The organism is Flavobacterium sp. WC2421, from assembly GCF_040822115.1.
GTDB lineage: Bacteria > Bacteroidota > Bacteroidia > Flavobacteriales > Flavobacteriaceae > Flavobacterium.
In genome coordinates, this window is sequence record NZ_CP162004.1 from 1,975,522 (window position 1) to 2,000,143 (window position 24,622).

Genomic DNA, 24,622 nt, shown 5'->3' on the forward strand with positions numbered 1-24,622 from the left:
AATTACAAACTTGGTAAATCTCCAGTACCTTTAGTAGGTAAGTTGGTAGACCCCATCAAGTAGAAGTCCACTTCACGTGCCGCTTCGCGACCTTCTGATATTGCCCAAACAATTAACGATTGTCCGCGACGCATATCTCCAGCAGTGAAAATATTAGGTACATTAGTTTGATAGTTAGTTGCTTTGTAATTACTTCTCATATCTGTTTCTAGCCCTAATTGCTCGCTTAAAGTTTTTTCAGGACCAGTAAATCCTAAAGCAAGTAATGCTAAATCACAAGGCCAAGTTTTTTCGGATCCTTCTTTTTCAATTAATTCTGGTCTTTGTCCTGGAGTTATTTTCCAAGCCACTTCAACAGTTTTTAATCCAACTAATTCACCTTTATCATTTGCGATAAATTCTTTAGTGTTTATTAACCAGTTTCTATCACATCCTTCTTCATGTGAAGATGAAGTTTTAAGTTGCAAAGGCCAAAATGGCCAAGGTGTAGTCTCGCTTCTTCCTACTGGAGGTTTTGGCATGATTTCAAAATTAGTAACCGATTTTGCACCGTGTCTGTTTGAAGTTCCAACACAGTCAGAACCAGTATCTCCACCACCAATCACGATAACATCTTTACCAGTAGCTTTGATTTGGTCAGCGATTTCCTCACCGTAAAGTACTTTAGTTTGTTGCGTTAAAAAATCCATTGCTTGAACGACTCCTTTTGTTTCAATTCCTTTTGTAGGCAAGCTTCTTCTTTCAGTAGCACCACCACATAAAACAATTGAATCAAATTCATTTAATTGATCAACGCTATAATTTACGCCAACATTTACGTTAGTTTTAAAAGTGATTCCTTCAAGTTCTAGAATTTTCACACGTCTGTCGATAATTCCTTTTTCTAATTTAAAATTTGGAATTCCATAACGTAATAAACCACCTATTGCATTGTCTCTTTCGAAAACAGTTACTGTGTGTCCAGCACGATTTAATTGTTGTGCTGCTGCTAATCCGGCTGGCCCAGACCCAATTACGGCTACTGTTTTTCCAGTTCTTGTTGCAGGAGTTTGTGGTTTTATCCATCCTTCAGCGAAACCTCTTTCGATAATGTTTTTCTCAATATTTTCAATAGCAACTGGCTCTTCAATAATTCCTAATACACATGATTTTTCACATGGAGCAGGGCATAAGCGACCTGTGAATTCTGGAAAGTTATTGGTAGATTGTAAAATCTCCAAGGCACTTTGCCATTCTTCTTGGTGCACCATGTCGTTAAAATCTGGAATTAAATTTCCTAATGGACATGAACTATGGCAAAATGGGATTCCGCAATCCATACATCTTGAACCTTGCTCTTTTATCTTTTCTTTTGATAACGGAATAGTAAATTCATTATAATTTACTACACGTTCTTGTACTGCTATATTACTTTCGTCTGTTCTATCGTATTCTTTAAATCCGCCTATCTTTCCCATAACTATGCTGTTGCTATTAGTTCTTCAATTTTCTTTTCTTCTGCTAATCGTTGTAATGCTATTTTATAATCTCTAGGCATTACTTTGATAAAGTGTTTTTGTTGGTTGTCCCAGTCTTCCAAAATTCTTTTTGCTAATGGACTATTGGTATACATGGAATGGTTTTTAATTAAACGTTTCAGTTTGCTTAAATCCTCATCTTCTAATGTTTCTAAGGCAACCATTTCCATATTGCATAAGCCATTTTCAAATTGTTTTTGCTCGTCAAAAACATAGGCAACACCACCACTCATTCCAGCAGCAAAATTTCTTCCTGTTCTTCCTAGCACAGCAACTGTACCTCCAGTCATGTATTCACAACCATGATCTCCAATTCCTTCAACAACTGCTGTTGCTCCAGAATTTCTAACGCAGAAACGTTCCCCTGCCATACCATTGATGTATGCTTCACCAGTTATAGCACCATAAAGGGCTACGTTACCGATGATGATGTTTTCCTCCGGTTTAAATGTAGCTGTAGGGGGTACTTTGATAATTAATTTACCTCCAGAAAGTCCTTTTCCTAAGTAGTCATTGCAGTTTCCATGAATTTTAAATGATAATCCATTGGTTGCAAATGCACCAAAACTTTGACCTGCAGAACCCGTGAAATCTACTAATATTGTGTCTTCAGGTAAACCTTGTGCACCATATATTTTTGAAATTTCATTACTTAAAATTGCTCCAACTGAACGGTCCGTATTTTTGATATCAAAAGTAACTCTTGTTTTCTCTTTTCTATAAATAGAAGGAATAGCCGCTTTTATGATTTCAAAATCAAGTACATTATCAAGTCCGTGATCTTGAGTTGTTGTATTGTGATTAGGTACTGTCTTCGCTTTTTCTGGTTTGTATAAAATAGTAGATAGATCTAATCCGTTTGCTTTATAATGCTTAATTGCTTTATTAACATTCAGTTTTTGTGATTGTCCTACCATTTCTTTCAAGGTTCTGAAACCTAATTGAGCCATGATTTCTCTTAACTCTTCAGCAATGAAATACATGAAGTTAATGATATGCTCAGGTGTTCCTTTGAAATTTTTTCTCAATTCAGGATCTTGAGTTGCAATACCTACTGGGCAGGTATTTAAATGACAAGCTCTCATCATGATACAACCTGATGCAACTAGTGGTGCTGTAGCAAAACCAAATTCTTCTGCTCCAAGTAATGCTGCAATAGCAACGTCACGACCTGTTTTCAATTGACCATCACATTCTAATACAACACGACTTCTTAAATCATTTAAGATTAAAGTTTGTTGTGCTTCGGCTAAACCAAGTTCCCAAGGAATACCAGTATGTTGTAATGAAGTTAATGGAGCAGCTCCAGTTCCTCCATCGTATCCAGAAATTAAAATCACATCGGCTTTCGCTTTTGCAACTCCGGCTGCGATTGTTCCAACACCAACTTCTGATACTAATTTTACGTTTACACGTGCATCACGATTTGCATTTTTTAAATCGAATATTAATTGAGATAAATCTTCAATAGAGTAAATATCGTGATGTGGAGGAGGAGAAATTAATCCAACATAAGGAGTTGAATTTCTAACTTTAGCAATCCAAGGCACTACTTTTTCACCAGGTAATTGACCACCTTCGCCAGGTTTAGCACCTTGAGCCATTTTAATTTGAATCTCTTTGGCACTTGTCAAATAATTGATAGATACTCCAAAACGACCAGAAGCAACTTGCTTAATAGCACTGTTTTTAGAATCTCCATTTAATTCTTTTTGGAAACGTTTTGGATCTTCTCCACCTTCTCCAGAATTACTTTTTCCACCAATTCTATTCATGGCAATTGCCAAGTTTTCATGGGCTTCCTGGCTAATAGATCCATAAGACATCGCTCCAGTTTTGAATTTTTTTACAATTTCAGTCCAAGGTTCTACTTCATCAATAGAAATTGGATCTAAATTATTAAATTCAAATAAACCTCTAATAGTCATTAAATTTGAGCTTTGCTCGTTGACCATTGTAGAATATTCTTTATAACTTTCTGGACTGTTTAAACGTACTGCTTGCTGTAATTTAGCAATTGTAGTTGGATTGAACATGTGTTTTTCACCTGTTCTTCTCCATCTATATATTCCACCAATTTCTAAAGGTAATAAACTTGCAATTTTAGAATTTGGGAATGCTTTTTGGTGTCTTTTTTTAACTTCTTTTTCGATTTCATTTAACCCAATTCCTTCAATTCGTGATGGAGTATATGGGAAATATTTTGTAGAAAAGGTTTTATTAAGACCTAATATTTCAAAAATTTGGGCAGCTCTATACGAATGTAAAGTAGAGATACCAATTTTATTCATGATTTTCAAAATTCCTTTAGCAATCGCTTTGTTGTAGTTTGAAATTGCGTAATCCGCTTTTACATTAGTAATAAAGCCTTTGTCAACTTGGTCACGTATAATTTCATTTACTAAATATGGATTGATAGCGCTTGCTCCATAACCAAATAATAAGGCGAAATGATGTGGTTCACGTGGTTCGGCAGATTCAATGATAATTCCAAATTTTGAACGAACTTGTAATTTATTCAATGAATGATGAATATAAGAACATGCTAATAGCATAGGTATTGGTGCCATTTTTTCAGTAACACCTCTATCAGAAAGTATGATTATATTATGTCCTTCGCTAACTGCTTTATAAGTTGCCTGAACACATTTTTCTAATGCACGCTCTATACCATTAACTCCTTTTTCTATTTTGTATAGAGTAGAAATAGAAGCAGATTTAAAATCGGCATGGTCAATATTTTTTATTTTATCTAAATCCTCTTTAGAGATAACTGGATTTTGGATTTTTAATTTTTTACATTGTTTAGCTTCAATATCAAAAATATTATAATCACCGCCAATAGCTAAACTAATATCTGTAATTATTTCTTCACGAATACCATCCAAAGGTGGATTAGTAACTTGAGCAAATAATTGTTTAAAATAGTTGTATAATAGTTGTGGTTGTTCTGATAATACAGCCAATGGAGTATCATTACCCATTGAGCTAATTGCCTCAGCTCCATTAGCACCCATTGGGGTTATAATGGTTTTTACATCTTCTATTGAGTATCCAAATAAACGTAATCTCGTTTCAAAGTCAATATTCTCTGTCGGAGTTTCATTATTAGTATAAGGAACTTTAGCTAATGGAAGAAGATTTTCATTCAACCATTGTCTATAGGGACGTTTAGTAACAACTGCATTTTTTATCTCATCATCTTCAATGATACGACCTTCATTCATGTCCACAAGGAACATTTTTCCTGGCTCCAAACGACCGTGTTGAACAACATCTTCAGGATTTATATCAAGAACTCCAATTTCTGAAGCCATAATTACAAAACCAGTTTTTGTTAATGTATATCGAGAAGGACGAAGTCCATTTCTATCCAATAATGCACCAATCACATTTCCATCGGTAAACGGAATAGAAGCAGGACCATCCCATGGTTCCATGATACAAGAGTTGTATTCATAGAATGCTTTCTTTTCATCCGACATGGTTTGGTGTTTTTCCCAAGCTTCAGGAACTACCATCATCATTGCTTCTGGAAGTGTACGTCCAGTCATCAATAACAATTCAACAACCATATCCATAGAAGCTGAATCTGATTTTCCTTCTAATATAATAGGGAACATTTTTTTAATATCTTCTCCAAAAACCTCACTTTTCATCAATTCTTCACGAGCACGCATTCTACTTACGTTTCCACGAAGTGTATTGATTTCACCATTATGACACATGTATCTAAACGGTTGTGCTAATTCCCAAGAAGGAAACGTATTGGTAGAAAATCGCTGGTGTACTAATGCTAAACGTGTTACTAAATCAGTATCCGTTAAGTCCGTGTAATATCTACTGATATCTTCGGGCATTAATAATCCTTTATATATTATTGTTGTCGTTGATAAACTAGAGAAGTAAAACATGTGACTTTCTGAAGTTTTTGATTTCAGAATTAAATGTTCTCCTATTTTTCTGGCAGCAAATAATTTAGCATTGAATTGTTGTTCTGTCAATTCTAAACCATTTTTACCTATAAATACTTGTTTAACTGTAGGTTCTTTTTCGGCTGCGATTTGTCCTAGATTTGTAACATCAACAGGAACATCTCTCCAACCTAAAATTTTTAAATTTTGATCTTGTACCGTTTTTTCAAAAGTATCCATGCAAAATTTAGCTTGGTTTTTCTTTTTTGGTAAAAAAACCATTCCTACTGCATACTCTCTTGTTGCTGGGATTTCAAAGTCACATACTTTTTTAAAAAAATCATGAGGAATATCAAAAAGAATTCCTGCTCCATCTCCAGTTCTTCCGTCAGCACTTACAGCACCACGATGCTCTAATTTAATTAGAATATCAAGTGCCTTATGAATGATATCGTTAGATTTTATTCCGTTTAAATTACAAATAAATCCCGCGCCACAGTTGTCGTGTTCAAATTCAGGCAAATAAAGGCCTTGTTCTTTAACTTTCATGCTTTATAATTTTTTTCTACAAAAATAAAGATTTCATTGAATATAATGTATCCAAAACAAGCAATGCGTCTTATTTTTATAGTAATAATAGAAAAACGTTTAATTAATAATAATAATGGTGTTTAAGTACCTGTGTATTGTTAATTCGTCAATAGCGTTTGTTTTGAATTGTATTAGATAGGCAATTATTGTAGTTCTTATCAAATTTACAAATTATATTTCAAACGTTATAGCAATACCTTTCGCTTGTTTTTTATTTTTAATTTATGCGCTAATTATGTTTGTTTCTCTTGTTGTATTTTTTTGTGTAACATTTTTGAAATTTTAAATAGGAAAAAGATTTCTCTGTTTAGATGAATTTTGCTATTTTTGTGCCACTTATATTCTGAAATAACTTCAGGATCCAGACAAATTCTATATTATGAACATACACGAATATCAAGGAAAAGAGATTTTAGCTAGCTACGGAGTTCGCATTCAACGCGGAATCGTTGCTAATAGTCCAGTAGAAGCTGTTGCTGCTGCTAAACAATTAACTACTGAAACGGGAACGAGTTGGTATGTTGTAAAAGCACAAGTTCATGCAGGTGGACGTGGAAAAGGTGGTGGAGTTAAGCTTGCTAAAAATTTACAACAAGTTGAAGAAATTTCAGAACAAATTATTGGAATGCAATTAGTAACACCTCAAACATCTGCTGAAGGTAAAAAAGTGCATAAAGTTTTAATCGCTGAAGATGTTTATTATCCTGGTGAATCTGAAACTTCTGAGTTTTATGTTTCTGTTTTGTTGAATAGAGCGACTGGTCGTAACATGATTATGTATTCTACTGAAGGTGGAATGGATATTGAAGAAGTTGCTGAGCATACTCCACATTTAATTTTTACTGAAGAAGTTGATCCTTCTGTTGGATTACAAGGTTTTCAAGCAAGAAGAATTGCTTTTAATTTAGGTCTTTCTGGAAATGCTTTCAAAGAAATGGTGAAATTCATTGACTCTTTATATAATGCATATATTGGTTCTGATGCTTCAATGTTTGAAATCAATCCAGTTTTGAAAACATCTGATAATAAAATAATGGCTGTTGATGCTAAAGTAAATATCGATGATAATGCTTTATACAGACAAAAGAAATATGCTGACATGCGTGATATCCGTGAGGAGAATCCAATCGAAGTAGAAGCTAAAGAAGTAGGATTAAATTATGTTGATCTTGATGGTACAGTAGGATGTATGGTTAACGGAGCTGGATTAGCAATGGCAACTATGGATTTAATTAAGTATGCTGGTTTTGAACCTGCAAACTTTCTTGACGTAGGTGGAACTGCTGATGCAAAACGTGTTGAAACTGCTTTCCGTATTATCTTAAAAGATCCAAACGTAAAAGCAATTTTGATTAATATTTTTGGAGGTATTGTTCGTTGTGACCGTGTGGCACAAGGAGTTGTTGATGCTTACAAAAACATGGGTGATGCAATTAAAGTACCAATCATTGTTCGTTTACAAGGTACTAATGCAGCTATTGCAAAAGAATTAATTGATAATTCAGGAATGCCAATTTTATCTGCTGTTGAATTTCAAGAAGCAGCTGATCAAGTTAAAGCAGCACTTTCTTAAATAGAAAAAAGAGTATATATCAAAAAATCCTAAGTGAAAGCTTAGGATTTTTTTGTTATAATTATAAAGAGTGATTTGTCTTTATTTATGATTTTTTGTTCTTTCCGAAATTGTATTTTACTTTTTCTACGACCTGTACTTTTGCATTTCCTTTTGCATTTCCTTTTGGATATTGTTTTTTGGAAGGTTTTTTAGCTGCGCTAGTTTTTGATGGCGCTTCATCACCTCTAGACTTTTCTTCGTCTCTTGGTTTAGCCTTGAATTCCTTTCTTTCTTTAGTTGCGTCCTTAACAGGAATTTGCGCTTTGTGTTTTGCTAAAACATCATTTGGATTTTTTGGATTTTCTTTTGTTCCGCGTAAATGTATAACTAATCCGTTTAGAAAATTACGCAATACTTGATCGCCACATTCCATATAGTTTTCGTGTTTTTCGTCACGGAAAAATGCACCTAATTCTGATTTAGTAATTCTAAAATCTACCAATTCTAAAATTTCAACTATTTGGTCGTCACGTAGCATTAAGGCAACACGTAATTTTTTAAAGATATCGTTATTTGTCATCATATTCTATTTTTTTACAAAGGTACGTTTTAAAACGAATTGCGCATCAATTTTAATTTGAGAATTAGAATTGGTTTAAAACTTCAATTATTTTATCTAGATCTTCTTTTTTGTGGTTTGCAGTAATTACAATTCGATTCAAATCTTTAATTTCCGATGCATATTTGAAATTAGCAATTATTATTTTATTTTCTATTAAAATGGGATTAATTGCATCATTTTCGAGGTAAATTAAAGGGTAATCACCGTTAAAATTGAACGCTTCGTTTTTATTCAAGTTTTTTTTAAGGTACGATAAGTTGTCTTTTAGTTTTTGATGTTGTTTGATGTATATTTTTTCAGCATTAGCTATTGTTTGGACAAATGCTGGATTCATTCCTGCACTAGAAACAAAACTGTCGTTTTTTCTTATTTGTTGAATAAATTCAGCATCACTAGCAATTACGCCTCCTGTTAATCCAAAGGCTTTTCCTAAAGAGGATAACATAATTTTTCGCTTAACATTTGGATGGGCTATAGATGAAAAAATACCACAACCATTAGTTCCCAAAATACCAAGAGAATGGGATTCGTCTAGCACTAAAGTAATCTCTTTATTAGCGGGTATAAAATTTAGAAATGAAAAATCAATTGGTTCTGTATTAAAAGAAGGAACAGCATCAGTAAGAATTGTAATTCTTTCTTTTAAATTGTCTAATAGTCTTGGATTCATTTCGTTTTGAACGAAAAACGGAATACTATTTGCACTTTTTATTGCAGTATGTATGTTGGGATAATGAAAAAATTGATCTGTTTGAGATTGCAATACATCAATAGTAATTTTACCTGCTAACATGCCCGAAGAAACAGTAATTGTTGCTTCGGCTTTGATAAATCTAGCTAGAAATTTTTCGCCTTTTTCGTATGCAGTTAATTTTACATTTGCACTTCTTGAGCTGCCATATGCAGTTCCCCATTGTAAAATATTACTGATAAGTATTTTTTGAAATTTTTTATTTGTTGGTAACCCCAAGTAGGCAGTTCCTCCAAAATATAAATAATTTTCATTTTCAACTTTAAGGATTCTATTAGGAAACGAATTAACTTTCATTTTTTATTGTTTTAAAATAACTCCGGTACCATTAAGTTTAGAATAACTAATTTCACCCTCTTTTATAGTAACACCATCTGCAATGTCTTCTGCCAGGAGTAAGGCACCATCCATGTCTACATAATCTAATTGTGGTAATAAATGAGCAATGGCTGAAATTCCTACTGATGATTCAGTCATGCAACCCACCATTGTTTTTAACCCTAATTTTTTTGCTTGCTCGATCATCCTTTTTCCAGGAGTTAACCCACCGCATTTTACAAGTTTAATATTCACTCCGTGAAAATGATTGTGACATTTTGCAACATCTTCTTCTATAATGCAGCTTTCATCTGCAATTATTGGTAAAACGGAATATTTGAAAACTTCTTTATGTGCATCCCAATTGTCGGCTTTCATAGGTTGTTCTAGAAATTCTACACCTAATTTTTTTAATTCAACTGCGTTGTTGATGGTTTCTTCAATTCCCCAACCACAATTTGCATCTATTCTAAAAATGGCATCTGTATGTTTTCTAAGTTCTTTTACTATGGCAATATCTTCGTGTGTTCCTAATTTTATTTTATAAATAGGCCATGGAAGTTCTTTCATTTTTGAGACCATTTTGTCTATTGATGCGATTCCAATTGTATAGTCGGTTAATGGATTGTTTTCAATTGTGTAGTTCCAATATTCATATAGTTTTTTTCCTTTTTTACGAGCGTATAAATCAGTATATGCCATGTCTAAAGCGCATAAAGCGAACATATTTTCTTTTAAATAGGGGTGCATCATTTGCCAAAATTCTTCTGGTGTTTGATCTTCCGATTCTTCGATAATGGGACGAATTTTATTTAAATCGGCAATCATCATTGGAACTGTAATGTTATAATATGGATTTGAAGTTGCTTCTCCGTAGCCAGAAAATCCTTCGCTTTCTAATTCAACAATTAAAGAGGGTTGTACATCAATGGATTCTCTTGATATTGTAAATGTATGTTTTAGTTTTAGGATGTATTCTTTTACTATTAATTTCATTTATTTTGGATTTAATACTTTAAAAGTAATGTAATTATATTAAAATTTCACACAAAAGCTTTAGTAACCAAGCCATAGTAATGCTTTTATAAAACCATCACGCCATAATTTTTCATTGTGTTGCCCACCTTTAACTATTTTTTTTTCATTTAAATGGAGGCAATAACATCTATTTGTATTTAGTAAATATTCCATTCTGTTGAGATCAGAAACCATCTCTTCACTTTCATTGTCACCACAAAGAAAGTAGATTTTGGAGTTTATTTTTTTTGAATTTTCGGTAAGACTATATATGTCTTTACTAAACCAAAATGAAGGAGAAAAAACACCCGCTTTTCCAAATACTTTTGGGTATTTTAAAACTGCATAATAGGAGGTAAGACCACCTAAAGAGCTTCCCATAATAATTGTATTTCTAGATTTCGTTTTGGTCCTATAAGTGCTGTCTACTTTTGGTTTCAAAGTTTCAACAATAAACTTTAGATAGGCATCCGCATTTCCTCCTCCATATTTTTCATTTTTATAGGGAGTTAATTCATCGATTCGTTTTTCATTACCATGTTCAATTCCAATAACAATTATTTGGGCATTAATACTATCTAATTTTTCGTCCACATTCCATTCTCCTGCATAAGATGTTTTGGAGTCAAATAGATTTTGAGCATCATGCATATATAAAACAGAAAATTTTTTATTAGTGTCGTAATAATCCTTTGGAAGATAGACCCATATTTTTTTTGTTGTATTTAATTGAGATGCATTAATGGTAAAAGTCGAGACTTGTTTTGTCGCTGTACTTTGTTGCGCTAATAGACCTATAGATGTTAAAAAAAATAGGAATAATAGATTAAATTGTTGAATCACTGTTTGGTCTTTGTTTTTCATTTTAAAAACGATATTTTAGCTAAAAAAAATTATATTAATGGATACTTACGAAGAAAAAAAGAGCTTACTTTTAGATATGATTACTTTTTCTACTGAGAATGGTGTTTTACCTAAAAAAGACTATGACTTTTTATTTGTTATTGCGAATGCTTTAGATTTAGAAAAAGGTGATTTTAATAATTTATTCCTTTTAGAATTACCTAAAATGGCTGCTAAAACAGGATTTAGACGTATGCAGCAGTTTTATCGTTTAGCATTTTTAATGCATAAAGGACGTATTTTAAATGCAAATGAGTCTAATACGATTCATCAAATTTCTATTAGCATGGGAATAAATCCGGATGCTACAAAACGAGTACTTAAAAAGATGGAAAAATCACCTAATACTGTTATCTCACCAGAAGCATTATTGAAAATTTATAAGGAATTTCATGATCAATGAAGTTGCTCTTGAAGCATTTTAATTTCATCACGTAATTTTGCTGCTTGCATAAAATCCAGTTCTTTAGCTGCTTTCTCCATAGATTTGCGTTTTTCTCGAATGCGTTTTTCTATTTGATCTTTTGATAAATATTCAGTTACTGTTTCTGCTGCGGTATTTAATGTATGTCCTAATTCATATTCTACCAGGGGATTTTTAGTAAAAGCACTATCGATTTTCTTGTTTAATGCTTGAGGTATTTGATTGTTTTCGGTATTAAAGTTTATTTGTTTCGTTCTGCGATAGTTTGTTTCGTCAATCGTTTTTTGCATGCTGGCAGTAATTTTATCCGCGTACATTATCGCTTTACCGTTTAGATTTCTGGCTGCTCTACCAATGGTTTGAGTCAATGATCGATGGCTTCTTAAGAAACCTTCTTTATCAGCATCTAAAATTGCAACGAGTGATACTTCGGGTAAATCTAAACCTTCACGTAGTAGGTTTACCCCAATTAATACATCAAAGATACCTTTTCGCAAATCTTGCATGATTTCAATTCGTTCTAAGGTATCAACATCCGAATGTATATAGCGACAACGAATATTAACCTTTGTTAAGTATTTGGCTAATTCTTCTGCCATTCTTTTGGTTAATGTTGTTACAAGAACGCGTTCGTCTAATTCGCATCTCACTTGAATTTCTTCAATTAAATCGTCAATTTGGTTTAAACTAGGTCGGATTTCTATAATAGGATCTAATAATCCAGTAGGTCGAATTACTTGTTCAACAACTACGCCATCCGTTTTTTGTAATTCATAGTCGGCAGGAGTTGCTGAAACATAGATTACTTGGTTTTGCATGGCTTCAAATTCCTCAAATTTTAAAGGTCTATTGTCCATTGCGGCAGGCAGTCTAAATCCATACTCGACTAAATTTTCTTTTCGAGAACGGTCACCTCCATACATGGCATGTACTTGTGATAAGGTCACGTGACTTTCGTCTACAACCATTAAAAAATCTTTTGGAAAATAATCTAATAAACAGAATGGTCTAGTTCCTGCTAGTCTACCATCGAGGTAGCGGGAGTAATTTTCTATTCCAGAGCAATATCCCAATTCTCTAATCATTTCTAAATCAAAATTGGTACGTTCTTCCAAACGTTTTGCTTCAAGGTGTTTTCCTATTTCTTTAAAATAATCGACTTGTTTGACTAAGTCTTGTTGGATTTCCCAAATTGCACCTTGTAGTACATCTGGTGAAGTCACAAACATATTTGCTGGGTAAATTGTTAGTTTTTCGAATTTTTCAATTACTGCAGCTGTTTTTATATCAAAAGATTCAATTTCTTCAATTTCATCACCAAAGAAATGGATTCGAAAAGCATCATCTGCATAACTTGGATAGACTTCTACAGTATCTCCTTTTATCCTAAAATTTCCGGGAGTAAAATCAGCTTCAGTTCTGGAATATAAACTCTGAACTAAGCTGTGTAATAATTTGGTTCGTGAAATCGTTTGATCTCTTTCAATTTCAATTACATTTTTTTGAAATTCCACAGGATTTCCAATACCATATAAGCAAGAAACAGATGCAACTACCAATATATCTCTTCTGCCAGAAAGGAGTGAAGAGGTGGTGCTTAAACGCATTTTTTCTAGTTCTTCATTGATTGATAAATCTTTTTCAATAAAGACCCCAGAAACGGGCATAAATGCTTCTGGCTGATAGTAATCATAGTAAGAAACAAAATATTCTACAGCATTATTTGGGAAAAACTGCTTGAACTCTGAATATAATTGTGCGGCCAAAGTTTTATTGTGTGCTAAAACTAATGTTGGTCTTTGTACTTCCTGAATGACGTTAGCAACCGTAAAAGTTTTACCAGAACCGGTTACTCCTAATAATGTTTGGAATTTTTCACCATCAACAATTCCTTGAGTTAATTTTTCAATAGCTTGTGGCTGGTCGCCTTTGGGTAGGTAATCTGATACGACTTGAAAATTCATTGGTATTTTGGGGCAAAGTTTTTAGAATTACAAAGTTACGAAGTTTATAACTATTTTGGACGGAAGTTAATTCTAAAAAAAAAAAACCATCATGCGAACATGATGGTTTCTATGTAAAAAAAAGTTTATTTAGAAGCTTAAACTTAACCTAGCAAAAACGAATCTTCCGTTTTGTCCAAATTGAGATACATTTCTTGAATAAGTAAATTGATTAGAACTTTTTAATGATTCTAAATTTTCGTCTGGATACACATCAAAAATATTGTTTGCACCTACTACAACTTTAACATTATCAGTAAATTTATATCCTACAGATAGATCAGTTATTACTCTTGCTCCCCAAACCGGATGTTCAACAGCAACGGTTTGCCCATTTACTACAGCAGTGTCAATAGTTCCATCTCCATTTGCATCAGCAGTATTTGGATCTGTAACTTGACCGAAGTACACATTTCTCAAGAAGAAATCGAATTTTTTCACTGACAATGAGTTTGTTAAATTAGCTTTAACTCTTGGCACAGCTTCTTGAAGATATACTCTACTTGATTCAGAATAGTAACGGTTAATTTGCCCGTTATCTGTTAAAATTTGTGAAGCGTGAATATTACCAACTCTTTTTGTACTTGATAATGTTCCTGATAAATCAGTTTTTAATGTTAAACCATTTCCAACATTTGCTTTATGGCTTATAACAACATCGATTCCTCTTGACTCAGTATCAATTGCATTTGCAAAGAAAGTTGCAGCAGTAGCATTTGCATTATCAAACAAAGTGTTTAATTGTGCTGCAGGAGTTCCAGCTGCAGGAGTTCCTCCAGGTCTAGAAAATTGATCTGTAAGTACTACTCTGTCATTAATTTTAACAATATAGGCATCAGCAGTCAAAGTAAGTTTAGCTTCAGGTATTTTTGCAGTAAAACCAACACTTGCACTTTGAGATTCTTCTTGTTTTAATTGTGGAATTCCTAATAATTTAGCAGCTTGCGAATCATTACTGAATGTTCCTACTTCAAATGGTACACCACCTACGAATTGTGTAGCTGTTGAATTAAAATAAATTTGGTGTAATGAAGGAGCTCTAAATCCAGTAGAAACAGCACCACGTAAGTTAATGTTATCTGTTAATTTATAACGAGTCGCTAATTTATAATTTGTAGTGTTACCAAAATCAGAATAATTTTCGAAACGAAGTGCTCCGTTTACTAACCATTTTTCTGTAACATCATATTCTAAATCAGTATATAAAGCTACACTGTTACGACCTTTATCAACTGTATTTGATGGTTTGAAACCAGGAAAAACTTGTGATCCTCCAGGTCTTGCAGAACCATAAAAGTCAGTTACTTTTAATTCAGAAGCTGTAGTTCCTGTTACAATACCACCGTTGATGTCATATTGATTATAAGAATCTGGTACTCCAGCATTAATTTGAAAATTCTCATGTCTGTATTCAGCACCAAAAGCAACGTTTAATTTGTCAAATTTTCTAGACGTATCAAAGTTAGTTGTATTTTGAGAAAAAGCCAATCCACCAGCATCAAATTCAGTAGGAGAATTTTCTCTTAAAGTTGCATTTAATGTGTTTTCAATATTATAATCAAAAGAGTTTCTACCAAAAGTATTACTTAAATCAAAATTCCAAGTTTTGAAGATCATACCTCTAATTCCTGCAGCAGCCGAGATATCATTAATTGTAGAATGAATTTCAGGTAAAAAACCATTAGGAAACAAAGCAGTATAAGCTCTAGATTGATTTGGTCTTCTGTAAAAACCTTCTGCTTGACCTGTTCTATGACTAGTACCACCAAAAGCGTATACCTCAAGATTTTCATTGATTGGGTAAGCAGCATTCAAGAAAAACTGTGCACTTTCCAATGAAGATTGTCCTACTTTCATGTTGAAATCTTTTCTTTCCAGTTTTCTGTAAGCCAATTCACCATCTGTTGCATCAAAATTTAATACCGATTGTAATCCTGTTGCACCATATAATGAAGTTGCATTAGCAATAGAAGATTGTTGAGCTGTTGTAAAATATCCTACTTGAGGAGCATATGTTTTAATAGCAGAAACAATTCCAGCTTCATTAGCTGTTGGGGCAGCTTGAGTTCCAATATTTCCCCATAAAGTATTAATATTTGTTCCAGCTTCTGCAGCTCTTTGTTCAATCGCATTAAAAGCACTGAATAAGGTTCCAGTTGCATCTTTAGCTCTACTCGTTTGTCCTCTTAATTGAAAACTTCCTGTAGCATTGATGAAACTTTTTTCTTTACCTAGACTAGTACCGTAGTTTAAGTCAATTTGTAGATTGTTTCCATCACTACCACCTCTATGATCATTAGCTCCTCTAGATACATTGCTTCCACCTAAAATATTGATGTCTAATTTGTTTGTAGCTTTCTTAACATTGATGTTAATTACACCAGCGATAGCATCAGAACCATATTGAGCAGATGCACCATCTCTTAAAACTTCAATACGATCAATTGCAAAAGCAGGAATAGCATTTAAATCGGTTCCTACTGATCCTCTACCTGGAGATCCATTGATGTTTACTAATGATGAAGTATGTCTTCTTTTTCCATTAACCAAAACTAAAACTTGGTCCGGTCCTAGACCTCTTAATTGAGCTGGGTCAATGTGATCCGTTCCATCCGCTACTGTAGTAGTATTAGAAGTAAACGATGGAGCAACCATGTTTAAAATCTGATTTAAGTTGGCTTGTGGTCCTTGAGAAGATATATCTTTCATACTAATAACATCAATTGGAACAGCAGATTCAGTCACTGTTCTTGCACTGCTACGAGAACCTAATACAACAACATCTTGCAATGTTTCACCATTTCCTACTAATGTAACATTAACGGTTGTACCTGTTACTGTAATTTCTACAGTTTTTAAACCTACATAAGAGAATTGTAAAACAGCACCAATTTCAGCTGTTATACTGTAATTTCCATCTATATCAGTTGTAGTTCCTTTTTTTGTTCCTTTTACAAGGACTGTAACACCAGGTAATGCTTCTCCACTTTCGTCTACTACATGTCCCTTAATGATTTCAGCTACAGCATCAAATGTAGAAAATATCCCTGCATTAAAACCCACTTTAGCACCTTCCTTTTGTAAAACAATTTGGTTGCTTACTTCAGAATAATTAATTTTTAATGGTTTTAAAATGCGATTAAGTACACTTGATAATGCTTCGTTTTCAGCATATACATTTACTTTTTGGTTTAATTGTGACATTCTCGAATTGTACGAAAATTTCACATTTGACAATTTTTCAATTTTTGTTAAAACAACATCTAAGTTCAAATCAGTTACAGAGATTGAAATCTTTGTATCTAGTTTTTTTTGACCTCTGATTGTATTTGCAAATGTCACACTGGAGAAGACAAATGCTAAGACTAATTGTAATAAGGTTATTTTCATAATTCGAATAAATAGTCGTTGGTTGAGGACGTTTTTTTTCATAGTTTTGGTCTGTTTTTATTAATACTCGTTAGTTGGGTTATTTTTAGAACATAACAATTAGTCTTTACAGAGAGCTAATTGTTTTAATTCAAGGCGTCGAGAATGTTACAGCATTTTCGGCGTTTTTTTTTAGTCTATTTATTCATAGGCAATATTATGTTAGTTGCATCCATTTGATATAATAATAATTTGGTTTCCATTCATTTCGTAGCTAGTATTGTTTCCAAGACTTTTGCAAATAATTTTAAGTTTTTCAGGTAAAGGCTGGTCACTTAATGATGTAGTAAGATAACAGTCTTTTAACTTGGCTTTTGGAAAATCAATATTCACTAAATAAGCTTGTTCTATCGTTTTTAAAATTTGAGCAACAGGAATATCTGAGAATTCAAATCCTAATTGCTCAATATTACTTGTTGAATTAATTAATACTTTATCCTGTGTAATGTCAGTTATTTTATTAAAAGTGGCGCTTTTTCGAATAAATCGTAGGGCTTGATTGGGTAATAAAACAATCAAATTGTCTTTTTTATTTGTGATTTGTTGATTTGACAAAACTTTTACTTTTCCTGTTCTAACAACAACTTCAACATTAGGTTGGTCTGCGTATGCTTTTATTTTAAAACTAGTTCCTACAACTTTAGTAACAATTTCATTAGCATATACAAAAAAAGGTTTTTTCGGATTTTTGCTAATTTCAAAAAAACCTTCACCAGAAAGATACACTTTTCTCTCATTTCCCACAAATATTTTGGGATAACTTAGTTTACTTTTAGGTTGTAATAATACAGAACTGCCATCTGATAATGTAATGGTTTGCGGTTTGTTTGAGTTATTAGTTTGCTCCACTAAACCTTCATTATTATCATCTATAAGCTTATTGTAGACTAATGAGTTGTTGTTGTCTGAATTTGTATAGTTGTATAAAAAACCAGTTAATAAACTTATTAGTACTACTGCTGCAACGCGATTTAACCATTTTTGCCCCCAAAGTTTAATTATAGGCTTGTTAATTTTATTTTGATTTTTTTCTTTTATTTCAATTTTATTCCAAGTTGCTTCTAATGCATTCTGGATTTGATCTGAAGATAGATTAGAACTAGGAACTTTCATAGCTAAAAGCCATAACCGTGCTTCTTCAACTAGTTTAGCCCGACTTGAGTTTTCTAATGTCCATTCTTCCCAATAGTATTGGTCGTCATTGGAGCACACCCATAATTGGAATGAATTGTCAGCTAAAAAGTGCTTTATATCTGTATATTTGTTGCGATCTTGCATTAAAAAAATAGTATTACAATTATGTAGAGGACCCTTTTCTAAAAGGATACTCACTAAAAGCGATTTTTTTTTAATTTTATTTTTTTACTTGAAAAAAAATGAAAATAGAAGTGTAATTAGGGGAACGTTTGTTCTCCATTCTCTTCGAATGCTTAATAAAGCGCGATGTAAAAGGTTGTTGGCTGACTGATAATTGATGTCAAGTGTATCTGCAATTTGGTCTACAGATAATTCTTGAGTGTAACGCAGATATAAAGCCTCTTTTTGTCGAGAAGGTAAATCGTTAATTAATTGATTAAGATGTGAAACTTTTATAGTAGTAGTTTCATCAGCTATTAAATTATGTTCTATTGAAAAATCAAATAAAAATGGAAGTGTTTCTATAGGGCTACTAAGTGAAAAAATGCGATCTCGAACTTGCAATCTCCTAATTCTCTTACGAACGCAAGATAATAAGTATGCTTTTACGACCACATTATCAGCTAATTTTTCTCTATAAATCCAAATATCAGTAAATACATCTTGAATACAGTCTTGTACTTTTTCAGGAAAGGGAATAAACGAATTTCCATAACGTACTAAATGCGGGTAATGCTTTTTAAAGAGTATGGAAAAAGCATTTTCGTCGCCTTCTTTTAGACTTTTCCAAATTTTGGAGTCATCTAGAGTTTCGGTATGTAGTTTTAACTTTTCCACAATTTGATCAAGATTAATTCATTTCTAAATAATAAATTAAAACAAACATTTTGGTGTTTGATACCAATAGATTCAAATAAAAAAGCAACAATAAATGGGGCGGATATTGTTCAATTTATAGTTAGTTTGTTTTTTTATTACAGCTCTCTAGGGAACGTAATTAGTAATTTTGGTAATTATTTTTTTTGATTACTTTTTCAAACTTACATAAAATTAAGTTAAAACATGTTTTTATTATTAAAAAATAGGGAGAAATACAACAATCGATAATTAGTTGCGTGTTTTTTTTGGTAAAATAATTTTTTCACACTTTCATTATTAAATTAATAATGAAGGCTATTTTTTAACTTCATTTTAAATTTATTATTGAAGTATTATTAATGCTATAAGTTATAATTCAGTTCTTTTGATCTTCAAAAAGTGAGTTTGTAATAACTTACATTCTTATGATTTTAGAACTTCCATTCTTTTTGCTGTTTTTCACTTAAAAATGTCCAAGCAACAATACGGCTAATTTTTTGGCCTTGAGCCATGTCAATTGTCTTTATTTCAACAACGTTTGCTTTATTCAGTGTTTTGTAAATACTAGTAAGATGAGATTGTTTTGATACTAATGTAGTAAACCAAAGGCATTGCATAGGGTATTTAGCACTTTCATAAATCATTTGAGTGATAAAACCAAGTTCTCCACCTTCACACCACAATTCGGCATTTTGTCCACCAAAATTCAAAACCGCTTTTGTGGTTTTTCTGGTATTTTCTAGATTATTTACTTTTCTTAAAGCACTTTTTGAAGCTTCTTCTGGAGAAGAATGAAATGGAGGGTTGCAAATAGTAAATGCAAACTTGTCTTCGGGTGTAATGATGTTTTTAAATATAAAACGAGATTCATTCTGTTGCTGTAGACTTATAGAATCTATCATCTTTGGGTTTCCTTCAATTATTTTCCTACAATTTTCAATTGCTTTCTCGTCAATGTCGGTACCTACAAAACTCCAACCGTAAACTGAATTTCCTATTATTGGATAGATACAATTAGCTCCAATTCCAACATCTAAACCTTCAACTGTATTGCCTTGGGGGATAACACCGTTATTGCTTGAAGCTAATAAATCAGCGATATAGTGTATGTAATCCGCTCTACCGGGAATGGGTGGGCAAAGATAATTTTTCGGAATATCCCAGTATTTTATATTGTAGTATGTAATTAATAAGGCTTTGTTTAAAGTCTTAACAGCTTCAGGTTCGCTAAAATCTATTGTTTCAATACCGTGTTCATTGATAGAAACATGTTGTTGTAATTCAGGAAGTCTTTCTGTTAAAAGGCTAAAATCGTATCGGAATCGGTGTGGATTTCTTGGATGTAAATTTGTTTTCTCAGTAATCGTCTTAGACATGATTTTATTATTTCAGGACAAAGATAAAATTTATTTTTTCATCAAAGTCGACAGCAAGTTATATAAAAAAGAATAGGTATAATGTTTTATTGCAGATTAGTTTTTTATTTAAAAATCAATCGGAACATTCCATCATCAATAAATCACCTTCAGCATGCTCAATTATTACAATTCCATCTTTAGTAACATGATTACTGCTTCCAGTTCTATAGCCAATAGTTAAGCTGTCATTTTGCAATGGATAAAATAAATTTTCTGAATGAATTCCTGTCACATGTCCTATCGGGATTAATGAAATCACAGTATTTGCTGTGTACCATTTTTCAAATTTTTTTGGTAAAAGAAATACTTTTGAGTGGTCGTCTAAAATTACAATTTTTAATTTTTCTCTATAACGAACTATGTTTGTCAAATTGGTTATAGTATGATCGGTGCGTCTTCCTGTTGCCCAGACTACATTTACAGCGGGTATTTTTCTTTCATAGAGGTAGTCAAAAGCTTTTTCTAAATCGGTTTTGTTTTGATCAGGAGTATGTACTATCTCAATTGGATATTGTTTTTCTTTATAGTAATTAGCATCAAAATCGCGATCAAAATCACCGAGTAATACATCCACTTTTATATCTAATTCCATTACTCTTTCTATGGCAGAGTCTAATACAATTACTAATGGAGACCATTCTAATAATTGACCTAATAATTCAGGATTGCATGACGCACCGTTTGCTATTATTAATGCTGGTTCTTGGTCATCGCGGACGATATGATGTGAGGACATTTTCTTGAGTAAAGATTAGGAAGTGGTCATTGTTAATTTAAAAAACAGGGTAAAGATAGAAAATAGTTTTTAATTCTATAATGTGCCTTTTTAAGACAATTATATTGGTTTTAAGTATATAATTTTTTTATTGTATTGTATACGTTTTGGTATCCACTTCACTTAATGAAAAATAACCAAGAGGGTAGTCTTCTTTATTTGTTGTATTGATTATGTTTCCTCTTACAGTTGCGGGGGGAGATTGGAAAGGCCCGCCACCATTGCCTCCTGCGATGCTAACTAGTACATTCATGTAGTTGTAATATTGTTTAGAGATGCCATAATGAGTGACTATGACTTCATCGCCTACTTTTAAATTATCAGATTGTGAAATACTAAAAAAAGGATTTCCTTGAAAAAAAGTATCTTCATCAGTATAAAAATTTTGAGTTACTTGATTGGAATAACTGTATTTGTATAAATAATAATTTGTCTCATTGGCAGGGTCTGTATAATATGTCTTTATTTCTATATTGTTTCCTGTAAAGCCACCTTCATTATTTTGAATAATTTCGCTTATGGGTGCAATAGATTTCATGGTTTCGGTTGCATGGTAGGTTTGACCCCCGTTTAGGATTGTTAGCGTGTACGTTTCGTCTATTTTTGGTATAAAATTAGTGCAAATATATTCTCCTGTTTGTTGTGCTTCTGTAAAAATAAAAGTAGCATTTGTCGCATTTGTTATATAAACTGTTGCTCCAGAAACTACAGGTATCAAATTGTCATAATAATTTGTAGTTGTTGTTAACTTTATGCTTTGTCTATTTCCTATGGTGTTTTTGTACCAATTGATAGATGCTTCTATAACAAGTTTTGGTGAATCCGTTTTTAAATTAACTTGAACCACGTCCTCGCAACTACATAATAAAAGAGTAGTTAGCACTGCTATTAAGAAATTTATATGTTTCATTAGATTAAAATTTAAAGTTATAACTTACTGCAGGAACAATTCCGAAAATAGATGTTTTTACAGCTTCATTGTTACCTGTTTCATTGTTTTGTCGAAAGTTGATTGAAGCAGCATTTTTGCGATTATAAATATTGTAAATACTAAAAACCCATTCTCCTTTCCAGTTGCGATTGTTGTTTTTGACAGGAGTTAATGTAGCTGAAACATCTAAATGATGATAAGCAGGTAATCGATTTTCATTTCGTAATCCATAACTAGGAACGGTAATTCCTAAGTATTGGTATTGGCCTTTTGGGTAGCTAGCTGGTTGACCAGTTTGCAAGGCAAAATTGGCTCCAAAAGACCATTTTTGATTTAACGTATAGGTACTCGTAATAGCAAGATTGTGTGTTTTGTCATAAACGGAATTGTACCATTTGCCATTATTTATTCCTAATTCTCCTTCTGATCTTCCTGGAGTTTGTTGTTCTGATTTGGATAGGGTGTAGGAAATCCACCCATTCAATTTGCCTTCGTTTTTTCGAATCATTATCTCTAATCCATAGGATCTCAATTGTCCATTTAGAATAATTTGTTCGATGGACTTATTTGCAATCAAATCAGCTCCGTCAATATAGTCTAATCTGTTTTGTACTTCCTTATAATACGTTTCCAATTCTAGAGAATACTGCCCATCCTTGAAATTTTTAAAATATCCTAAAGCAACTTGATCAGCAATTTGTGGTTTGATAAAGTTGTCACTTGGCGTCCAGACGTCCAGTGGAGTAGGTGAGGATGTATTAGAAATCAATTGTAAATACTGCACCATTCTATTATAACTAGCTTTGAGGGACTGTTCGTCATTAATTTTATAGGCTAACGAAAAACGAGGTTCTAAATTATTATAGCTTTTAATTGTTTTGTTTTTATCGTAGAATTGAGTGCTTATTGGAGTTGCTTTTTCATAGATCTGTAAATCTGTATTGAAGACAACAGGATTATTATTGACATAAATATTTACGGTTGATTTTCCTAATCTATAAAACTGACTGTATCGTATACCATAAGATAAAGATATTTTTTTAGAAATATTCTGGTCGGCGCTAATGTATAGAGAAGGTTCGAAGGCGTATTTTTTGTCTAGTTGATCAAAATTTATTCCTGAATTAGCATCAGATGGAGTTATAGTACCTGGATTGAACTCGTAATAGATGGCATTCATCCCGTAATTCAATTTGAAATTATCAGAAATGTAATTCTTGAAATCATATTTGATATTGTAATTCTTAATGCCAGAATCCCATTTGAATCCTACAAAATCAAGATCTAGCCCATAGTAATAATCACTGTATATAAGAGATAAATTCGAAAATAATTTATCTGTAAATAAATGATTCCACCTTAAATTTAAAATAGAGTTTCCATACGTATTGCTGAAACTTTTACTTAATGAAAATACGTCTCTTCCAAAATATCCAGATAAATATAAATTGTTATTAGGGTTTAATTTATAACTTAATTTGGTGTTCAGGTCATAGAAGTAGGCGGTGTTTTTCTTTTGCTTTTCGGATAATTTCAAAAATAGATGGGCATACGAACTTCGGCCTCCAATAAGGAATGAACCTTTGTTTTTCACCAATGGTCCTTCGGCCAAAATGCGGCTTGAGATTAATCCTATTCCGCCATTCATATGAAACCCTTTGCTGCTACCATCTTTTTGATAAATATCTAAAACCGATGAGGCTCTTCCTCCAAAACGGGCTGGAATTCCTCCTTTGTATAATTTTAAATCTTTAATCGCATCTGGATTAAATACAGAAAAGAAGCCAAAGACATGTGAGGAATTAAATATGGTTGCTTCGTCTAGTAAAATTAAATTTTGGTCGGCTCCACCACCTCGTACATTGAAGCCAGATGCTCCTTCACCAGCATTTGTAACTCCAGGAAGTAATAATAGTGATTTAAGGACATCAACTTCACCCAGCACAACAGGCATTTTTTTAATCGTGGAAATGGAGAGTTTATTTACACTCATCTCGGGAGATTTTATATTGGCTTCTCCCTTATTATTAGTGATAATTACTTCTTTCAATTCTTCACCGCTTTCAGTCAAGCTACTATTTATTTTTTTATTTTCAGAAAGTGTTATGTTTTGTGAAAATGTATTAAAACCGATATGACTTATTAAAATGGTGTAGTTGCCTTTTGGAAGCGTAATGGAATAGAAACCGTACTCATTAGTAAAGGCTGTTGATTTTGTTTCGGGAATATACACATTAACACCAATAAGAGTTTCGTTGTTTTTTATATCTGTAATTATTCCACTAAGTGTAAATTTATCTTGAGAAAAGGAAGAAATAGTAATTAATAGAAAAATAAAAAGGAAGCTGTATTTTTTCGAAATCATTTCTTAGTTTTTGAATTACAAATTTGGTTAAAAGATAAGTAAATTGTAGCTAAACAAAGATTAAAATTTTATTAATAAAAAAAGGCAACTATTT

General features: G+C 32.5%; 16 protein-coding genes. 2 read left to right on the forward strand and 14 right to left on the reverse strand.

What is annotated here, in order from left to right; all coding sequences use genetic code 11:
• Positions 1–2: 2 nt before the first annotated feature.
• Together AB3G33_RS08535 and gltB are read right to left on the reverse strand one after the other, a co-directional pair.
• Positions 3–1,457 carry a glutamate synthase subunit beta gene (locus AB3G33_RS08535; RefSeq protein ID WP_367768222.1) on the reverse strand — a complete coding sequence of 485 codons (1,455 nt, stop codon included), beginning with the start codon at positions 1,455–1,457 and terminating at the stop codon, positions 3–5.
• Between the two features lie 2 nt (positions 1,458–1,459).
• Positions 1,460–5,980: a glutamate synthase large subunit gene (gene gltB / locus AB3G33_RS08540; protein ID WP_367768225.1), complete on the reverse strand. Its 4,521-nt coding sequence runs from the start codon at positions 5,978–5,980 to the stop codon at positions 1,460–1,462.
• Between the two features lie 421 nt (positions 5,981–6,401).
• Here gltB and sucC point away from each other — a divergent pair, with 421 nt between their 5' ends.
• Positions 6,402–7,595 (forward strand): ADP-forming succinate--CoA ligase subunit beta, encoded by a 1,194-nt coding sequence (gene sucC / locus AB3G33_RS08545; RefSeq protein ID WP_367768227.1) that lies wholly within the window; start codon positions 6,402–6,404, stop codon positions 7,593–7,595.
• Between the two features lie 85 nt (positions 7,596–7,680).
• On the opposite strand, the gene AB3G33_RS08550 is transcribed toward sucC, so the two are convergent.
• The 4 genes from AB3G33_RS08550 to AB3G33_RS08565 all read right to left on the reverse strand — a co-directional run bounded on the left by AB3G33_RS08550 (position 7,681) and on the right by AB3G33_RS08565 (position 11,149).
• Positions 7,681–8,157 carry a DUF1456 family protein gene (locus AB3G33_RS08550; RefSeq protein WP_367774124.1) on the reverse strand — a complete coding sequence of 159 codons (477 nt, stop codon included), beginning with the start codon at positions 8,155–8,157 and terminating at the stop codon, positions 7,681–7,683.
• A gap of 64 nt (positions 8,158–8,221) precedes the next feature.
• A complete protein-coding gene (locus tag AB3G33_RS08555) occupies positions 8,222–9,247 on the reverse strand; it encodes an aminotransferase class I/II-fold pyridoxal phosphate-dependent enzyme (RefSeq protein ID WP_367768230.1) in 1,026 nt (341 codons plus the stop codon).
• Between the two features lie 3 nt (positions 9,248–9,250).
• Entirely contained in the window at positions 9,251–10,264 is a 1,014-nt protein-coding gene (locus AB3G33_RS08560; RefSeq protein ID WP_367768232.1) for a dipeptide epimerase, read from the reverse strand.
• Positions 10,265–10,324: 60 nt separating this feature from the next.
• The gene (locus AB3G33_RS08565; RefSeq protein WP_367768234.1) at positions 10,325–11,149 is read right to left on the reverse strand and encodes an alpha/beta hydrolase; all 825 of its coding nucleotides are present in this window, start codon (positions 11,147–11,149) and stop codon (positions 10,325–10,327) included.
• A gap of 37 nt (positions 11,150–11,186) precedes the next feature.
• Between AB3G33_RS08565 and AB3G33_RS08570 the strand changes: the two genes are divergently transcribed.
• Complete coding sequence (locus AB3G33_RS08570; RefSeq protein WP_367751796.1) at positions 11,187–11,591, forward strand: excinuclease ABC subunit B; 405 nt, start codon at positions 11,187–11,189, stop codon at positions 11,589–11,591.
• Here the strand turns inward: AB3G33_RS08570 and uvrB are convergent.
• The 8 genes from uvrB to AB3G33_RS08610 all read right to left on the reverse strand — a co-directional run bounded on the left by uvrB (position 11,585) and on the right by AB3G33_RS08610 (position 24,528).
• Positions 11,585–13,576, reverse strand: a complete 1,992-nt coding sequence (gene uvrB, locus AB3G33_RS08575; RefSeq protein WP_367768236.1) for an excinuclease ABC subunit UvrB — start codon at positions 13,574–13,576, stop codon at positions 11,585–11,587. The two genes, AB3G33_RS08570 and uvrB, sit on opposite strands and share 7 nt — an antisense overlap.
• 129 nt (positions 13,577–13,705) lie before the next feature.
• Positions 13,706–17,047: a TonB-dependent receptor gene (locus AB3G33_RS08580; protein ID WP_367768238.1), complete on the reverse strand. Its 3,342-nt coding sequence runs from the start codon at positions 17,045–17,047 to the stop codon at positions 13,706–13,708.
• A 159-nt stretch (positions 17,048–17,206) separates the two neighbouring features.
• Entirely contained in the window at positions 17,207–18,322 is a 1,116-nt protein-coding gene (locus AB3G33_RS08585; protein WP_367768240.1) for a FecR family protein, read from the reverse strand.
• Between the two features lie 84 nt (positions 18,323–18,406).
• A complete protein-coding gene (locus AB3G33_RS08590) occupies positions 18,407–19,018 on the reverse strand; it encodes an RNA polymerase sigma factor (RefSeq protein WP_367768242.1) in 612 nt (203 codons plus the stop codon).
• A gap of 452 nt (positions 19,019–19,470) precedes the next feature.
• A complete protein-coding gene (rlmF, locus tag AB3G33_RS08595) occupies positions 19,471–20,415 on the reverse strand; it encodes a 23S rRNA (adenine(1618)-N(6))-methyltransferase RlmF (protein ID WP_367768244.1) in 945 nt (314 codons plus the stop codon).
• Positions 20,416–20,530: 115 nt separating this feature from the next.
• Positions 20,531–21,193 (reverse strand): thiamine diphosphokinase, encoded by a 663-nt coding sequence (locus AB3G33_RS08600; RefSeq protein ID WP_367768247.1) that lies wholly within the window; start codon positions 21,191–21,193, stop codon positions 20,531–20,533.
• 127 nt (positions 21,194–21,320) lie between these two features.
• On the reverse strand, positions 21,321–22,142 hold the full coding sequence (locus AB3G33_RS08605) for a DUF4249 domain-containing protein (RefSeq protein ID WP_367768250.1): 822 nt from the start codon (positions 22,140–22,142) through the stop codon (positions 21,321–21,323).
• A gap of 4 nt (positions 22,143–22,146) precedes the next feature.
• A complete protein-coding gene (locus AB3G33_RS08610; RefSeq protein ID WP_367768253.1) occupies positions 22,147–24,528 on the reverse strand; it encodes a carboxypeptidase-like regulatory domain-containing protein in 2,382 nt (793 codons plus the stop codon).
• Positions 24,529–24,622 lie beyond the last annotated feature (94 nt).

Excerpts from the sequence above, each read along its gene's own strand:
- AB3G33_RS08610 (WP_367768253.1), bottom strand. The coding sequence starts at position 24,528 with ATGATTTCGAAAAAATACAGCTTCCTTTTTATTTTTCTATTAATTACT.
- AB3G33_RS08605 (WP_367768250.1), bottom strand. The coding sequence starts at position 22,142 with ATGAAACATATAAATTTCTTAATAGCAGTGCTAACTACTCTTTTATTA.
- AB3G33_RS08565 (WP_367768234.1), bottom strand. The coding sequence starts at position 11,149 with ATGAAAAACAAAGACCAAACAGTGATTCAACAATTTAATCTATTATTC.
- AB3G33_RS08555 (WP_367768230.1), bottom strand. The coding sequence starts at position 9,247 with ATGAAAGTTAATTCGTTTCCTAATAGAATCCTTAAAGTTGAAAATGAA.
- AB3G33_RS08550 (WP_367774124.1), bottom strand. The coding sequence starts at position 8,157 with ATGACAAATAACGATATCTTTAAAAAATTACGTGTTGCCTTAATGCTA.
- rlmF (WP_367768244.1), bottom strand. The coding sequence starts at position 20,415 with ATGTCTAAGACGATTACTGAGAAAACAAATTTACATCCAAGAAATCCA.
- sucC (WP_367768227.1), top strand. The coding sequence starts at position 6,402 with ATGAACATACACGAATATCAAGGAAAAGAGATTTTAGCTAGCTACGGA.
- uvrB (WP_367768236.1), bottom strand. The coding sequence starts at position 13,576 with ATGAATTTTCAAGTCGTATCAGATTACCTACCCAAAGGCGACCAGCCA.
- gltB (WP_367768225.1), bottom strand. The coding sequence starts at position 5,980 with ATGAAAGTTAAAGAACAAGGCCTTTATTTGCCTGAATTTGAACACGAC.
- AB3G33_RS08535 (WP_367768222.1), bottom strand. The coding sequence starts at position 1,457 with ATGGGAAAGATAGGCGGATTTAAAGAATACGATAGAACAGACGAAAGT.
- AB3G33_RS08585 (WP_367768240.1), bottom strand. The coding sequence starts at position 18,322 with ATGCAAGATCGCAACAAATATACAGATATAAAGCACTTTTTAGCTGAC.
- AB3G33_RS08560 (WP_367768232.1), bottom strand. The coding sequence starts at position 10,264 with ATGAAATTAATAGTAAAAGAATACATCCTAAAACTAAAACATACATTT.
- AB3G33_RS08580 (WP_367768238.1), bottom strand. The coding sequence starts at position 17,047 with ATGAAAAAAAACGTCCTCAACCAACGACTATTTATTCGAATTATGAAA.
- AB3G33_RS08600 (WP_367768247.1), bottom strand. The coding sequence starts at position 21,193 with ATGTCCTCACATCATATCGTCCGCGATGACCAAGAACCAGCATTAATA.
- AB3G33_RS08570 (WP_367751796.1), top strand. The coding sequence starts at position 11,187 with ATGGATACTTACGAAGAAAAAAAGAGCTTACTTTTAGATATGATTACT.